At 72.5% G+C, this 15,675-nt stretch carries 14 protein-coding genes; 2 read left to right on the plus strand and 12 right to left on the minus strand.

What is annotated here, in order from left to right; all coding sequences use genetic code 11:
- Positions 1-292: 292 nt before the first annotated feature.
- Together ACZ4FH_RS08975 and glxA are read left to right on the plus strand one after the other, a co-directional pair.
- Entirely contained in the window at positions 293-2,206 is a 1,914-nt protein-coding gene (locus ACZ4FH_RS08975; protein WP_467303388.1) for a glycosyltransferase family 2 protein, read from the plus strand.
- On the plus strand, positions 2,203-4,137 hold the full coding sequence (gene glxA / locus ACZ4FH_RS08980) for a radical copper oxidase GlxA (RefSeq protein WP_467303389.1): 1,935 nt from the start codon (positions 2,203-2,205) through the stop codon (positions 4,135-4,137). The genes ACZ4FH_RS08975 and glxA overlap by 4 nt, the downstream gene beginning before the upstream one ends.
- A gap of 48 nt (positions 4,138-4,185) precedes the next feature.
- On the opposite strand, the gene ACZ4FH_RS08985 is transcribed toward glxA, so the two are convergent.
- The 12 genes from ACZ4FH_RS08985 to ACZ4FH_RS09040 all read right to left on the minus strand — a co-directional run bounded on the left by ACZ4FH_RS08985 (position 4,186) and on the right by ACZ4FH_RS09040 (position 15,608).
- Positions 4,186-5,217: a glycoside hydrolase family 6 protein gene (locus ACZ4FH_RS08985; RefSeq protein WP_467303552.1), complete on the minus strand. Its 1,032-nt coding sequence runs from the start codon at positions 5,215-5,217 to the stop codon at positions 4,186-4,188.
- 374 nt (positions 5,218-5,591) lie between these two features.
- Entirely contained in the window at positions 5,592-6,308 is a 717-nt protein-coding gene (locus ACZ4FH_RS08990; RefSeq protein WP_467303390.1) for a class F sortase, read from the minus strand.
- Position 6,309: 1 nt separating this feature from the next.
- The gene (locus ACZ4FH_RS08995) at positions 6,310-6,873 is read right to left on the minus strand and encodes a hypothetical protein (RefSeq protein WP_467303391.1); all 564 of its coding nucleotides are present in this window, start codon (positions 6,871-6,873) and stop codon (positions 6,310-6,312) included.
- Between the two features lie 104 nt (positions 6,874-6,977).
- The gene (locus tag ACZ4FH_RS09000; protein ID WP_383640593.1) at positions 6,978-7,766 is read right to left on the minus strand and encodes an HAD-IIA family hydrolase; all 789 of its coding nucleotides are present in this window, start codon (positions 7,764-7,766) and stop codon (positions 6,978-6,980) included.
- Positions 7,767-7,888: 122 nt separating this feature from the next.
- Positions 7,889-8,950: a 2-aminoethylphosphonate ABC transporter substrate-binding protein gene (locus tag ACZ4FH_RS09005; RefSeq protein ID WP_467303392.1), complete on the minus strand. Its 1,062-nt coding sequence runs from the start codon at positions 8,948-8,950 to the stop codon at positions 7,889-7,891.
- A gap of 53 nt (positions 8,951-9,003) precedes the next feature.
- Positions 9,004-9,801 carry an ABC transporter permease gene (locus tag ACZ4FH_RS09010; RefSeq protein ID WP_467303393.1) on the minus strand — a complete coding sequence of 266 codons (798 nt, stop codon included), beginning with the start codon at positions 9,799-9,801 and terminating at the stop codon, positions 9,004-9,006.
- A complete protein-coding gene (locus tag ACZ4FH_RS09015) occupies positions 9,788-10,705 on the minus strand; it encodes a 2-aminoethylphosphonate ABC transporter permease subunit (RefSeq protein ID WP_467303396.1) in 918 nt (305 codons plus the stop codon). The genes ACZ4FH_RS09010 and ACZ4FH_RS09015 overlap by 14 nt, the downstream gene beginning before the upstream one ends.
- The gene (locus ACZ4FH_RS09020; RefSeq protein WP_467303397.1) at positions 10,698-11,783 is read right to left on the minus strand and encodes an ABC transporter ATP-binding protein; all 1,086 of its coding nucleotides are present in this window, start codon (positions 11,781-11,783) and stop codon (positions 10,698-10,700) included. The genes ACZ4FH_RS09015 and ACZ4FH_RS09020 overlap by 8 nt, the downstream gene beginning before the upstream one ends.
- Positions 11,780-12,463 (minus strand): phosphonatase-like hydrolase, encoded by a 684-nt coding sequence (locus ACZ4FH_RS09025; RefSeq protein WP_467303554.1) that lies wholly within the window; start codon positions 12,461-12,463, stop codon positions 11,780-11,782. Before ACZ4FH_RS09025 ends, ACZ4FH_RS09020 begins: the two co-directional genes overlap by 4 nt.
- Positions 12,464-12,534: 71 nt before the next feature.
- Positions 12,535-13,659, minus strand: coding sequence for a TIGR03364 family FAD-dependent oxidoreductase (locus tag ACZ4FH_RS09030; protein ID WP_467303399.1), 1,125 nt, complete (start codon positions 13,657-13,659; stop codon positions 12,535-12,537).
- Between the two features lie 161 nt (positions 13,660-13,820).
- On the minus strand, positions 13,821-14,585 hold the full coding sequence (locus ACZ4FH_RS09035) for a GntR family transcriptional regulator (protein ID WP_467303400.1): 765 nt from the start codon (positions 14,583-14,585) through the stop codon (positions 13,821-13,823).
- Between the two features lie 75 nt (positions 14,586-14,660).
- Entirely contained in the window at positions 14,661-15,608 is a 948-nt protein-coding gene (locus ACZ4FH_RS09040) for a hypothetical protein (protein WP_467303401.1), read from the minus strand.
- Positions 15,609-15,675 lie beyond the last annotated feature (67 nt).

Genomic DNA, 15,675 nt, shown 5'->3' on the forward strand with positions numbered 1-15,675 from the left:
GAGGGCGGTGTCGGCCAACCTGTCTGAGGGCCGCCGGTGCCAATCACACCGGGGGCCCATCTAGTTGGGGGCATATGAGGGGGAGGTTCCGGTTGTGCGCGGGGTGGGGCGGGGGCCTCGTCCGTCAAGCGCGCCGCACCGGCATCATGCAACCGGACGGGCGTCATTCCATGTCCCAGGAAGGGTGACCCGCCACTGAACTGAGCCGTCCGACGCGTTCCAGGGGGGACACGCGACGGACGCAACGACCGAACCGACCACGCAGCCCCGCCTGCGTGCAGGGGGATGACCCATGACGTCGACGCCGCCAGGCGCCCGGCAGGACCACGATCCGACCCGGACCACGCAGCTCCGGATACCCTCACAGCTGCGGAACGGGGGCCAGAGACGGCGCCAGAGAAAGCCGCTGCCCCGCTACGACTACGAGCACTACAGCCGGCTCGCCGGGCCACTGACCCAGCCCGACCCCACGACTCCGTACCGGGTGAAGTACCGCTCGCTCCTGTCCCAGGAACCCCACCGGATACGCGCGGCCCTGCTGCTGGGCGCCGCACCGCTGGTCTCGCTCGGCCTCTTCGTCTGGCTGATGCAGCCCGAGCACTGGACCCAGCGCGATCCGAACCTGAAGAACGACACCCTGCTCGTCCTGGACGTCGTGATGCTCGTCTCGATCGGTCTGATCGAGCTGTTCCGCACGATGAACGTCCTCTCCAACGCCCACGCCACGCTGGTGGCGCGGGACCCGGTCCCGGTCGTGCCGGAGAACGGCACCCGGGTGGCCTTCCTCACCTCCTTCGTCCCGGGCAAGGAGCCCCTGGAGATGGTGACGAAGACCCTGGAGGCCGCGGTGCGCATCCGCCACCGCGGACTCATGCACGTCTGGCTGCTCGACGAGGGCGACGACCCCGCCGTCAAGGAGGTCTGCGCCCGCCTGGGCGTCCACCACTTCTCCCGCAAGGGCGTGGCGCACTGGAACCAGGCCAAGGGCCCGCACCGGGCGAAGACCAAGCACGGCAACTACAACGCCTGGCTCGACGCCCACGGTGACGCGTACGACTTCTTCGCCTCCGTCGACACCGACCACGTACCGCTGCCCAACTACCTGGAGCGGATGCTCGGCTACTTCCGCGACCCGGACGTCGGCTTCGTCATCGGTCCGCAGGTCTACGGCAACTACGACACCTTCGTCACCAAGGCCGCCGAATCGCAGCAGTTCCTCTTCCACGCGCTGATCCAGCGCGCCGGCAACCGCTACGGCGCCCCCATGTTCGTCGGCACCAGCAACGCGGTGCGCATCTCGGCCCTCAAGCAGATCGGCGGTCTCTACGACTCGATCACCGAGGACATGGCGACCGGCTTCGAGATGCACCGCGCCCGCAATCCGCACACCGGCCGCAAATGGCGCTCCGTGTACACCCCGGACGTGCTGGCCGTGGGCGAGGGCCCGACCGCCTGGACGGACTTCTTCACCCAGCAGCTGCGCTGGTCGCGCGGGACGTACGAGACGATCCTCAAGCAGTACTGGAAGGGCTTCGCCTCGCTGCCGGCGGGCAAGCTCTTCAACTACACGATGATGATCATCTTCTACCCGATGTCCGCGCTGAACTGGATCCTCGCGGCCCTCAGTTGCGCGCTGTTCCTGGGCATGGGCGCCTCGGGCGTGCAGATCGACCCGGTCGTCTGGATGATGCTGTACGGCAACGCCTCGGCGCTCCAGATCGGGCTGTACGTCTGGAACCGCCGGCACAACGTCTCGCCGCACGAGCCCGAGGGCTCCGGCGGTCTCGCGGGCATGATGATGTCCGCGCTCTCCGCGCCGGTCTACGCGCGCTCCCTGATGGACGCCGTGCTGCGCCGCAAGAGCTCCTTCGTGGTGACGCCCAAGGGCGACTCCTCCAGCCCGGACACGCTCTTCGGCACCTTCCGCATCCATCTCTTCTTCATCGCGGTCTTCGCCGGCTCCATCGTGGCCTCGCTGGTCCTCGGCCACAGCCACCCGGCGATGCTCACCTGGGCCGCGCTCGCCCTGCTGATCACCGCCGCGCCGATCTTCGGCTGGCGGTACACGATCCGCGCCGAGAAGAAGAGGCGCCGGGCCGGACCTCCGCCGCCGAGCGGCCCGCCGGCCCCCGCCCCGCAGGACGAGCCGCGGTGGGCGGACAACGAACAGACCATGCAGATCGCCCTTGGGGGACGTAAACGATGAAGTACCGTCCGAGCCGCCGTACCCGCCGCATGGCGATCAGTACGGCGGTGGTTCTCGCGCTCGCGGGAGCGAACGGGCCGTGGCTGTACCGCTTCAGCACCGAGCGCTACCACGATTACAAGATCAACCAGGCGAGCTACAAGGAAGCCAACGGGCACTGGGACTTCCTGGACATCCCCTCCGAGTTCCGGATCAACACCATCCACGCCGCCCTGCTGCACACCGGCAAGGTGCTGCTCGTCGCCGGCTCCGGCAACAACCAGAAGAACTTCGACGCGAAGAGCTTCCGGTCCGTGCTGTGGGACCCGAAGGCCAACACCTTCAAGAACATCCCGACGCCCAAGGACATGTTCTGCGCCGGCCACACCCAGTTGCCGGACGGCAAGCTCCTCATCGCCGGCGGCACCCGCCGCTACGAGAAGCTGAAGGGCGACGTCACCAAGGCCGGCGGCCTGATGATCGTGCACAACGAGGACCCCGACAAGCCGGTCACGCTCCCCGCGGGCACCCGCTTCACGGGCAAGGACAACGGCAAGTCCTTCGTCACCAAGGACCCGGTGCTGGTCGAGAAGGCCACCAAGGTCTTCGACAAGAACACCGGCGCCTTCCTGCGCAACGACCCCGGGCTCGGCCGGATCTACGTCGAGGCCGAGAAGTCCGGCTCGGCGTACGAGACCGGCACCGAGGACAACTACCGGATATCCGGCCTCTCCGGGTCCGACACCCGCAACGTGTACGGGATAGCCCAGAAGCTGGCCCTGGACAAGAAGGACTTCCAGGGCATCCGGGAGGCCTTCGAATTCGATCCGGTGGCGGAGAAGTACATCACCGTCGACCCGATGAACGAGGCCCGCTGGTATCCGACGCTCACCACGCTGGAGGACGGCAAGGTCCTCGCCCTCTCCGGACTCGACGAGATCGGGCAGATCGTCCCCGGCAAGGACGAGATCTACGACCCCGAGACCAAGAAGTGGACGTACACCGGCATCGTCCGGAAGTTCCCCACCTACCCCGCGGTCTTCCTGCTCGACGACGGCAAGCTCTTCTACTCCGGCTCGAACGCGGGCTACGGCCCCGCGGACGTCGGCCGCGACCCGGGCGTCTGGGACCTGGCGACCAACCGGTTCACCAAGATCCCCGGCCTCAGCGACCCGGACAGGATGGAGACCTCCGCGACCGTCCGGCTGCCTCCGGCGCAGGACGAGAAGTTCATGGTGATCGGCGGGGGCGGAGTCGGCGAGTCCGACAGGTCCAGCGAGAAGTCCCGGCTGGTCGACCTCAAGGACGCCGACCCGAAGTTCAAGGACGGCGCCTCCCTCGACGAGGGCACCCGCTACCCGAGCGCGTCCCTGCTCCCCGACGACTCCCTGCTGGTCACCGGCGGCTCCAACGACTACCGGGGCCGCGGCGGCTCCGACGTCCTCCAGGCCCGGCTCTACGACGCGAAGACGGACACGTACGAGCGGGTCGCGGACCCGGCGGTGGGGCGCAACTACCACTCCGGCTCGGTGCTGCTGCCCGACGGCCGGGTCATGATCTTCGGATCGGACTCGCTCTACTCGGACAAGGCCAACACCCGGCCGGGCGTCTTCGAGCAGCGCATCGAGATCTACACCCCGCCGTACCTGTACCGCGACGGGCGCCCCGAGCTGACCGCCGGGCCCAAGCGGATCGAGCGCGGGGCCACGGCGGTGTTCACCACCAACCAGGCGGACTCCATCACCTCCGCGAAGCTGATGCGGCCGAGCGCGGTCACCCATGTCACCGACACCGACCAGCGCTCGGTGGCACTGGACCTGAAGAAGACCGACGGCGGGATCTCGGTGACCGTGCCGAAGAACCGCGCGCTGGTGCCCTCCGGCTGGTACATGCTCTTCGTCACCGACGACAAGGGCACCCCGTCCGAGGCCACCTGGGTGGAGATCCCGTAGGGCGTGTCCGTACGGCCACCGGTCCGTTCCGGTGGCCGTACGGCCTGCTCAGCCCTTCGTGCCCCGGGCCAGCCCCAGCGCGTACTCCGGCCACCAGTCGCCGGCCTTCGGTCCGCCCTTGCAGTCGCCGTCGGACTCCCCCGGGCGCTTGATCCACAGATACGCGTCCACCAGCGGGTCGTCCGTGCGGGTCGTCGGCGTCCGGCCCAGGGCGCGGCCCGGCGGATTGCACCAGTTCTCCTCGGGGGCGCCGCCGGTGTAGGGGCCGTTGCCGTTGCGGCTGGTGTCGATGACGAACGGCTTGCCGCCGACCTTGGCCGAGAGCTGCTTGCCGAACTCGGTGCTGACCTCGGTGGTCTGGAAGTTGGACACATTGACCGCGAAGCCGTCCGCCTGGTCGATCCCGGCCTGCCGCAGCGGCTGGAACAGCGCGTCCGGGGTGTGCCAGCCGGCGTTGCCCGCGTCCACGTAGACCGTGGTGCCGGACTGGCGCTTCAGCCGCCGCACCGCACCCTTGAGCAGGTCGTAGCGCTCCTCGTGGAACTCCCGCGGGGTGCAGCCGTCGACCAGGTGCAGCACGGCGTCCGGCTCCAGGACCACGGTGGCGCCGCGGTCGCCGATACCGCGGGCGACGGCCTCCACCCAGGCCCGGTACGCGTCGCCGTCGGCGGCGCCGCCCTTGGAGAACTGGCCGCAGTCGCGGTGCGGGATGTTGTAGAGGACCAGCAGCGCCCGCCGGCCGGCCTGCTCCGCGGCCTCCGTGTAGCCCTTGGCCTCGGCCTCCGGGCTGTCCGGGCCGATCCACTCGCCGACCGGCTGCGCGGCGATGCGGCGGACGAGCGCGGCGTTCTCCTTCGCGCCGTCCTCGGTGTAGCGGGCGACCTGCCGGGCGGCGTTCCCGTCGGGGTTGACCCAGAACGGGTCGCTCTCCTTGGGCTGCTGGCCGATGGCCGCCGGGTTCTTCCCGTCCTTCGAGGAGTCCCCGTCGCCGGACGAGCATCCCGCGAGCAGCAGCGCGGCGCCCGCGGCGGCCGCGCACATCCCCCGCATGCCGAACCGGCCGTTGTGACTGCCGTACATCCACTCCCCCTCGTGCGCGACGGCGGTGCCCGGTCGCATCGCGTCCATCCTGGCACAGGGGCCGGGGGCGGCCCGGACGCTCACGACGTCCCCGGCGAACCGTTACGGCGGGTTCACCCCGCTCCGTCCGGAGTATCCGGGTGCGCAGGGTGACCAGTTATCGACGTTCCGTCAGAAACCGTCTGGGCGTGGGCAGTCGGCGCGCCTACAGTGGACGGTGCCGGCAGGGCGCCGTCCGGGCCGCCACCGCCGGCCTCCCGTGTCCGGGCCGGGTCACTCCCGCGGCCCGCGCCCCGCGGTCGAGGACCGGCCCGGCCGGCCCCCGGGTTCCCGGGCGGCCGGCTGGGCCGGGCGGCGTCGTTCCCGCGTACGGATCAGCCGGTGGCGGCCGCCACCTCGGTGCGGGCCCGCTCCGGCGCCTTCTCCGCCGCCTTCTCGCCGGTCAGATAGGCGGAGACGACGACATTGGCGGTGTACGCCTGGGCCTCGCGGTCGTAGGTGCCGCCGCAGGTGATCAGCCGCAGCTCCGCCCGGCCGTCCTTCCGGGGGCCGTACGCCTTCTGGGCGTCGAAGCGCTGACGAGTGAAGACCTGGACGTCGTCGATGGTGAACTCGGCGACGGTGCCGTCGGTCCGGGTGACCTCGATCCGGGCGCCGGGGCGGGCCGCGCTGAGCCCGTAGAAGACCGCCGGCTTGGTCTCGGTGTCGACGTGGCCGACGAAAAGCGCCGGGCCCTTGGCGCCCGGTTCGGTGCCGTCGCCGTACCAGCCGACCGTCTGGGGCGTGGCGAAGGACGGCGGGTCGATGGCGCCGTCGGCGTCCAGGCCGCGGGCGACGACGGGGGCCCGGATGCCGATCGAGGGGATGGCGACGCTCCGGGGGGCGGCGCCGTCGATCGGGTCGTGGGCCGGGGGCAGCGGTACGCCGAGCGGGCGCCCGACCGCGGCGACGTCGCCGGTGGTCGGGGCGGACGTGGCGCCGCTCCCGTCGGTGATCCCGCGGCCCCAGAGCCACAGGCCCAGCAGGAGCACGGCCCAGGCGACTCCGGTGAGCAGCCTGCCGTGCCCCGCCGAGTGGTCCGAGGCGGACATGTCAGTCGCTGGCCGGGCGGCGGCGCCGGACGCTGCGGAAGGCGACGGCGACGGCCGCGACGGCGGCCAGGGCGAGGCCGGTCACCGCGTGCGCGGTTCCGGGTCCGTCCTGCTGGGCGGCCTTGTCGGCGAGCACGGCGGTGCCTCCGCCGCCGGCCCGTACGGGGGCGACGGGCATGGGCCTGCCCCGGTGCACGACGGTCAGCGCTCCGCTGACCTCGGTGTGCGCGGAGTCCTTGCAGACGACCCGGACGTCGTAGTCGCCCGGTTCGGCGTCCGAGCGGATGCGGGCCTCGGCGAAGAGCGTGCCCCGGTCGGCGGCGGGCGAGAAGCGCGCCTCGGTGACGAAGGCGTCGGAGCTGCCCTTCGCCTCCATGCCCTTGCAGCCCTCGACCCTCAGATCGACCTCCGCGCCGGGGGTGGCGGAGGCGGGGGTGATCGTGAGGGTGGCCCGGGACCGGCCGTCGCCGTGGCCGGCCGGGGAGTCGGCCAGTGCGGCGGACGCGGGCACCAGGGTCGCCGCGGCCACCGCGGCGGCACAGAACGTGAGCGGTATGGAACGCATCGTGAACCTCCTCATCGAAGGTTCACGCCTGGCGCGGCTTTCCGCATCCGCAGGCCCGGGGCGCTGGGCCGGTGGAGTGCGGGGCGGTCCCGTCCCCGGCCGGGTCAGCCGGCGTCGACGAGGCCGACCAGATCGGCGATGGAGTCGACGACGGTGGACGGGCGGAACGGGTACTTGTCGATGTCCGCCACCGTGGTGAGCCCGGTGAGCACCAGGAAGGTCTGCATGCCCGCCTCCAGACCGGCCAGCACATCGGTGTCCATCCGGTCGCCGATCATGGCGCTGGACTCGGAGTGGGCGCCGATCGCGTTGAGCCCGGTGCGCATCATCAGCGGGTTGGGCTTGCCGGCGAAGTAGGGGGCCTTGCCGGTCGCCTTGGTGATGAGGGCGGCGACGGAGCCGGTCGCGGGCAGCGGGCCCTCGGCGGAGGGGCCGGTCTCGTCGGGGTTGGTGCAGATGAACCGGGCCCCGGCGTTGATCAGCCGGATCGCCTTGGTGAGCGCCTCGAAGGAGTACGTCCGGGTCTCGCCGAGGACCACGTAGTCGGGGTCGTGGTCGGTGAGGACGTAGCCGATGTCGTGCAGCGCGGTGGTGAGTCCGGCCTCGCCGATGACGTAGGCGGTGCCGCCGGGGCGCTGGTCGTCCAGGAACTGGGCGGTGGCCAGGGCGGAGGTCCAGATGTTCTCGACGGGCACGTCGAGACCCATGCGGTTGAGCCGTGCGTGCAGGTCCCGGGCGGTGTAGATCGAGTTGTTGGTGAGGACCAGGAAGGGCAGGCCCGAGTCCCGCAACCGCTTGATGAAGGCGTCGGCACCGGGGATCGGGGTCCCCTCGTGGATGAGGACACCGTCCATGTCGGTGAGCCAGGACGAGATCGGCTTGCGCTCTGCCATGTGGGACTCCAGTCGCCGTACGTCGATGCGGGGACGCCGGCGGCACCGCGTTGTGCAGCGCCGACGTCCCCGATCTTAGGCGGTCGGTCCGGATGGGCCGTACGGGCCGTACGGGCGCGGGGTCAGCTGCCGGTGGCCGTCTTCCAGGCGTCCACGTAGGTGTCGAGGTTCGTCCCGATGTCGGCCCAGTCGGGCTGGAAGACCTCGACGCCGCTCATCAGCTTCGTGAGTTCTGCCGCGTTGGCGTCGCTCGCCGTGATGTCTCCGCGGGCGGCGAATCCGCCGCCGACGGCGCTGACGTCCTTCTGGGCCTGCTCGGCGAGCATGAAGTCCAGGAGCTTCTTGCCGTTGGCGGTGTGCGGGGCCTTGTTCACCAGCCCGGCGGCGTAGGGCAGGGCGAAGGTGGTGGGCCGGCCGCCGGACTTCGCGGGGAACCAGATGCCGAGGTTCGGCATGTCCTTGGACTGGGCGTAGTTCATCTGGACGTCGCCGTTGGCGGCGAGGAGTTCGCCCTTGTCGACCTTGGGGGCGAGCTTGCCGGTGGAGGCGGACGGGCCGACGTTGTTGGCCTGGAGCTTCTTCAGGTACGCCATGGCCGGCTCCTGGCCGCCGAAGTCGTGCATGGCCTTGATGAGCACGGCCGTTCCGTCGCCGGCGACGCCCGGGGTGGAGTACTGGATCTTCTCCTTGTACCGGCCGTCGAGCAGTTCCTCCCAGGTGGCGGGCGGGGTGGTCAGTTCCTTGCGGTTGTAGACGAAGCCGAAGTAGTTGTTCACGACGGAGGTCCACTTCCCGTCGGCGGCCTTGTCGGCGGCGGCGACCCGGTCGGAGCCGGCCGGGGCGTACGCCTGGAGCAGGCCCTTGGCGTCGGCCTGCTGGATGAACGGCGGGAGGGTCACCAGCACATCGGCCTGGGTGTTGGTCTTCTCGCGGACGGCGCGCTGCACCATCTCGCCGGAGCCGCCCTCCACGTACTCGACCTTGATGCCGGTCTGCTTCTCGAAGTCCTTGAAAACCTTGTCGTACCAGCCGTCGCCGTTCTCGCCCTTGAGGCCGTCGGCGCTGTAGACGGTGACGACCTTCTCGTCGGAGGCGGCGGAGGAGCCGCCGCAGGCGGAGAGGGTGGTGGCGAGGGCGAGCGCGCCGGTGACGGCGGCGAGGGGCCGGAGGTGGTGGGTGCGCATGGCAGTCGTGTCTCCTGGGGGAACGGGGATCTGCGGAGGGGGAAAGAGGGGGGTCAGCGGTAGGAGGCCCGGGTGCGGACGCGGGAGACCGCGAACAGCACGAGGAGCGTCGCCGCCATCAGGACCACCGCGACGGCCGCCCCGGTGAAGAGCGAGCCGCGGTCGGTGGCCGCGAAGATCTGCACCGGGAGGGGGGTCCAGTCCGGCGGGTAGAGCATCATCGTGGCGCTGAGTTCGCCCATGGACAGGGCGAAGCAGAGCCCGGCCGCCGCCGTGAGGGACGGCAGCAGGAGCGGCAGCCTGACCCGCCACAGCACGTACGCGGGACGGGCGCCGAGACTGGCCGCCGCCTGCGCGTACATCGGGTCGAGCCGTACGTTCGCCGCCGAGACCGATGTGTACGCGAACGCCATGACCAGGACGGTGTGCGCGAGGATCACGATCCAGCGCGTCCCGTTGAGCAGCACCGGCGGCCTGCTGAACGCGACGAGGACGGCCAGGCCCACGACGACGGACGGCACGGCGACCGGCAGCATGAACAGCCCGTCGAGGAACCGCTTGCCGCGCCGGCCGAGCGAGGCGGCGGCGAGCGCCGCCCAGGTGCCGACGACGAGCGCGGTGACGCTCGCGGCGGCGGCGGTGACCAGGCTGGTGGTGAGGGCCCGGAGGGACGCGCCCGAGGTGGCCGCCTCGTAGTGGCCGAGCGTGGGGCCGGAGGGCAGCACCCCGGACCAGTGGGTGGCGAGGGACGCGGCGAGGATCACCAGCAGCGGCAGGGCGAAGAGGGGGACGAAGAGCAGCAGGAACAGGGCCCGCACGGCCCACGTCCCGGCCCGGCTATGCACCAGCACGTCGGCTCACCGCCCGGTAGAGGGTGTAGAGGCCCACGGAGAGAACGATGTTGACGACGGCGACGACGCAGGCTCCCGGGTAGTCGGATTCGAGGATCGCCTTGCCGTAGACGAGCATCGGCAGGGTGGTCACGCCCTTGGCCCCGGTGAACAGCACGATGCCGAACTCGTTGAGGCACATCACGAGGACGAGGCTGCCGCCCGCGAGGAGCGCGGGAAGGGCCTCGGGCAGGATCACCCGGCGGATGATCCGGGCGGGCCCGGCACCCAGCGAGGACGCCACCTCCAGTTGTGCGGTGTCCAGTTGGGAGAAGGCTGCGAGCAGCGGGCGCATCACGAACGGGGTGAAGTAGGTGATCTCGGCGAGGAGGACGCCCCAGGGCGTGGTGAGGAAGTGGAAGGGGCCCTCGGCCGCCCCGGTGACGCCGGTCCAGGCGCCGTTGGCCATCCCGGTGTTGCCGTAGACGAACAGCAGGGCGAGCGTGATGAGGAAGGAGGGGAAGGAGAGGAAGACGTCGACGAACCGGGCGACGGCCCGGCCGCCGGGGAACGGAACGAAGGCGATGACCAGGGCGAGGACGAAGCCGAGGACGAGGCAGCCCGCCGTCGCGCCGGCCGCCAGCCACACCGTGGTGGTGAGCGCCGAGCGGAACGAGGCGGAGGCCAGGACCTCGTTGTACGGGGCGAGCGAGGTGCCGCCCTCGTCGGGGCCGAAGGACTGCCGGACGACGAGGAACAGCGGGTAGAGGAAGACGAGCGCGAGCACGGCCACGGGCGGCACGGCCCAGGCGGCGGCGCCCGGCCGGCGGGTCCGGCGCGGGGTGGTGGCCGCCCGGCCGGGGAGTCCGGTGACGAGGGCGACGGGTTCCGGGCGGCGGGCCGGGGCCGTTCCGGTCCTAGTCATGACCGGCCCCCGCTCCGGCGGGCAGCAGCACCGCGTCCTCGGCGGCGAAGTGCACGGTCGCGCGGTCGCCGAGCGCGGGGGTCTCGCGCAGTTCGCGCAGGTCCGCCGTGATCCGGTGGCCGTCGACGTCGAGGTGGAGCCGGTGGGTGGAGCCGCGCCACTGGACCTCGGTGAGGGTGCCGGTCAGCGCGTTGGGGCCGTCCCCGAGGCCGATCAGGTGCGGGCGGACGCAGAGGGTGGCGGTGACCCCGCCGGCCACCTGACCGGTGGGGACGGCGAGGGGGTGTCCGGCGAAGTCGACGGTGTCGGGGGCCTCGGAGACGGTCACCGGCAGCAGGTTGGCGTTGCCGACGAAGGAGGCGGTGAACTCGGTGCGCGGGCGCCGGTACAGCTCCTGCGGGGTGCCGCAGTCGCGGAGCCCGGCCCGGTCCATGACGGCGATCCGGTCCGCGAGGGTCAGTGCCTCGATCTGGTCGTGGGTGACGTACAGGATGGAGACGTCGGGCAGTTCGCGGTGGAGCCGGGCCAGTTCCGCGAGCATGCCGGAGCGCAGCTGGGCGTCGAGCGCGGAGAGCGGTTCGTCGAGCAGCAGGACCCCGGGGCGGACGGCGAGGGCGCGGGCGATGGCGACGCGCTGCTGCTGGCCGCCGGAGAGTTCGCGCGGGTAGCGCCGGGCGTAGTCGCCCATGCCGACGAGGGCCAGTGCCTCGGCGACGCGGCCGGGGATCTCCGCGCGGGGGGTCTTCCGTGCCTTCAGGCCGAAGGCGACGTTCTCCTGGACGCGCATGTGCGGGAAGAGGGCGTACTGCTGGACGACCATGCCGATGCCGCGCTTGTGCGGCGGCAGGGCGGTGACGTCGCGGTCGCCGAGGAAGACCCGTCCGGCGGCCGGCCGGACGAATCCGGCGACGGCGCGCAGGGCGGTCGTCTTGCCGGAGCCGGAGGGTCCGAGCAGGGCCATGACCTCACCGGGTTCGACGGTGAGGTCGAGCCCGTCGAGGGCCACGGTGCCGCCGTAGGCGACGGTGACCCGGTCGAAGCGGATGCCGCCGCGGACGGCTTCGGCCCCGGCGGTCATGCCTCGGCCCGTGCGACGAGGTCGGGCAGTTCGGCGACGGAGCCGAGGACGTGGGTGGCCCCGCCGGCGGTGAGCCGGTCCGTGTCGTGGGCGCCGGTGAGGACGCCCGCGACGATCCCGGCCCCGGCGCGCACCCCGCTGAGCATGTCGTACGTGGTGTCGCCCGCGACGACGGTGCGGCGGACGTCGTCGACGGCGCCGGTGCGCAGCAGCGCGCCGAGGACCATGTCCGGGTAGGGGCGGCCGCGGCCGCCCGCGTCGGCGGGGCAGAGGGTGAGCGGGACGAGGTCGCGCCAGCCGAGCGCGTCGAGGATGGCGTCCTGGGTGGTGCGGGCGAAACCGGTGGTCAGGACGACGGTGCGGCCCTCGTCGGTGAGCCGGCCGATGGCCTCGCGGGCGCCGGGGACGGGGGTGATCCCGCCCGCGTCGACGAGCGCGCCGTACGCCTCCTCGAAGGCGGCGTTGGCCCGCTGGGCCAGGGTCTCGTCGCCGAAGAGATGGCGGAAGACGGTGATCTTGGACTCGCCCATGGTGGCGCGGACGTGGTCGAGCATGGCCGCGTGGCCGGCGGAGCCCGGCTCGACGCCGAGGCGGTCCGCGGCGGCGGCGAAGGCCTGTTCGACGAGACCGCCGTCGGCGACGGTGGTGCCGGCCATGTCGAGGACGATGAGATTCAGCATGCGGTGGTCCGGTGTGTTGTCGGGGGTGGCGGTGGGTGCGGGGGTCGCAGCGGTCTCGGTGGTCACGGTGGTCACCAGCCCAGTTCGTCGGCGGTCGTCTCGGCGATGGCGGGCGAGCAGGTCATGCCCCGGCCGCCCGGCCCGGTGACCAGCCAGACGCCGTCGCTCACCTGCTGGCGGTGGACGACGCGGGCGGTGTCGGTGCACTGGGCGTAGACCCCGGCCCAGCGGTGCCGGATCCTCGGCAGCGGGCGGCCGAGGAAGGACTCGACGACCGCGGCGAGGTGCTCGTAGGGCTCCTCGACGGTGTCGAAGGAGAAGGGGTGCTCGTACGCGTGGGTGTCGCCGATGGTCAGTCCGCCGTCGGCGCGCTGGACCATGAGGAGCTGCATCCGGTGGGCGGCGGCGGTGGGGGTCTGGGCCTGGCCGGCGTTGAGGGCGTCGAGGGCCGGGCCCCGGTAGGCGGGGTAGTAGCGGAAGCTGTCGGCGTCGGCGACGGAGGTGGTGAGCGGTTCGCCGAGCGGATCGGTCTGCATCATCTGGAGGCGGACGCGGCGCACGGGCAGGCCGGGGCCGGCGAGTTCGCGGACGAGGCCGCCGAGCCAGGCGCCGGTGGCGAGGATCACGGCGTCGCCGCGGTGGGTGTCGCCGTGGTCGTCGCGGACGGCGGCGGGGCCGGTGACCTCGCGCACCTCGCGTCCGCCGAGGTAGGTGTAGCGGCCGGAGGCCAGCAGGTCCGCCTTGAGGGCGAGCTGGGCGGTGCGCGGTTCGACGGCGGCGTCGCGCTCGCACCACAGGGCGGCGGTGAACGCGCCGCGCAGGGCGGGGTTCAGGGCGCGGGCCTCGGCGGGGGTGAGCAGCTTGTAGCCGCGGGCGGCCGCGTCGGGCCGGGCGACGGCCGCCTCGGCGACGGCGAGTTCCCGGTCGGTGCGGACCGGGGTGAGCGATCCGCAGGGCCGGAAGCCGAGTCCCGGGACGCGGGTCCCGATCCCCTCCCACAGCTCGCGGGCGCGCAGGGCGGTGTCCAGTTCCTCGCCGCCCGCCCGGCCGCTGACCCATATCTGTCCGAAGTTGCGGAGCGATGCCCCGCGCGCCTCGCTCTCGCGCTCGATCTGTACGACCTCGTGGCCGCGGCTGACTGCGTGCCAGGCGTGCATGGTTCCCACCACGCCGGCTCCTACGACGATGACTCTCACACCGGCCACGCTGCTGGGGACGGATGACCCGCACGGATCGGAGCGGCAACGGGACGGTGAACTGGGCCCCAAGCTTGGACTAGACCCGTTATCTTCTCGTGACCTGCCAAGGCTTTCGTACGGCTCCGAGGCGCGGCCCGGTCCGGTCCGGCCCTGTCCGGTCAGCCGCCTCCGCCGAGACGGGCGGTGAAGGAGAAGCGGTCGCCGCGGAACAGGGTCCGCACCCGCTCCAGCGGCCGGCCGCCCGTGTCCCGGGAGATCCGGTGGAGGAGCAGCATGGGCAGGGCGGGCGGGGTGCCGATGAGCAGGGCCTCGCGCGGGGTGGCGAGCACGGTCTCGATCTTCTCGTCGGCGTCCCCGAAGGAGATGCCGAGCCGGTCGCGGAGGTGGGCGTAGAAGGAGGAGTCGGGGTCGAAGGTCTCCGCGAGGTCCGGCACCCGGGCGACGCTGACGTAGGTGCTCTCCAGCCCCACCCGGTCGTCGTCGGCGAGCAGCACCCGCTCCAGGTGCCAGACCGGCTCCCCGGGCTCCGCCCCGACCTCGGGGGCGAGCGCCTCGGTGCAGGGGAAGCGGTCCAGGCCGATGAGCCGGCGGCCGGGGGTGCGGCCCTGGCGGCGGACGCCCTCGGTGTAGCTGGCCAGCGAGAGCGGCTGCTCCAACTTGGGTCCGGCGACGACGGTGCCCCGGCCCTGCCGGGCCAGCCGCCCTTCCAGGAGCAGTTCGCGCAGGGCCTGGCGCACGGTCTCGCGGGAGACCTCGTAGCGCACGGCGAGGTCGCGTTCCGGCGGCAGCATGCCTCCTTCCCCCAGTTCGTCGATGAGGCCGGAGACATGGGCCTTGACCGCGTAGTACTTCGGGATGCGGCCGTGCTCGGGGATGCCGGAACGGATCGGTGCGCCAGGTGTCTGGCCGTGCGGGTAGTCCACGGGCCGATCGTGGCAGACGGACATGAACACCGAGGGGCGTGGCGGCGCGCGGCGGCCGGAACCCGCCGGTGCCGGTCAGCGGCCGGTGCGGCGGGCCCGCCGGGCGCCCAGGACGACGGCGCCGCCGCCGATCAGGAAGCCCGCGACGGTGAGGGCGGGCACGGGGACGGGGACCTGGATGCCGGTGCGGGCGAGTTCGGGGACGCCCGCCGGATCGAGGCCGGGGGCGACGGGGCGCCGTCCGGTGGTGGCGGGGTCGTCCGTGCCGGGGTCGTCGGCGTCGTCGCGGGCCGGGGCCCCGTCGTCGTCGACCACGGTGAAGGGGTAGTCCTCGGACTCGCCGACCCACTCCCCGTCACCGCCGCCGCCCGCGGGGTCGCCGCCGGAGCGGCGCTGGACGATCGCGGCGTTCGCGGTGATCCGCCCGGGGCTGGTGTCGGAGGTGAAGGCCAGCCGGACCTGGACGGTGACGGTGCGGCCGGGCGGCACGGTGAAGCCGGGGAAGGAGTCGCCGTCGCCGCCGAAGACCCCGATGTGCTCGTCGCGGTCGGTGGTCTCCCAGCGGACCCGGTGCTCCACGCCGGGGCGGGTGCGCTCGGAGAACTCCAGCTGGATCTGGTCGGCGGTCAGGGTGCGCTCCTCGTCGGTGAGGACGAGGACGGGGTGGATGGCGTGGCAGGGCCGGGTGGTGGTGTTGGTCAGGTCCAGGAACCAGGTGCCGTAGCCGCCGCCGGAGGCGTAGGTGTCCGGGCCGCCGTGGATGCGGGTGTCGATCGGGAAGTCCGCCGCGTTCTCGTCCCCGCACTCCGGCTGCTGGTCGGCCAGGGAGGCCCGGGGCGCCGTGGCGTTCCGGTCGGCGGTGCCCCGGGCCTGCGCGGCGGACGCGTGCGCGGCCCCGCCGAGCACCACGCTCGCCGCGGCCAGCCCGAGCGCGAGCCCGTGCCGGGTGCGCCCGGTGGCCTGGGGCAGCGCGGGCGCGGAGGTCCCGGGGGGAGGGTTCGGGGAGGGCGGTGTGGGGGGCATGGCGGGCAGCCTTCGCTGGGAGTGGGTCGGCTCGCCCCGGGCCCGGAGTTCACCGGCAGGAACACGG

This window comes from Streptomyces sp. NPDC024555, assembly GCF_055559335.1.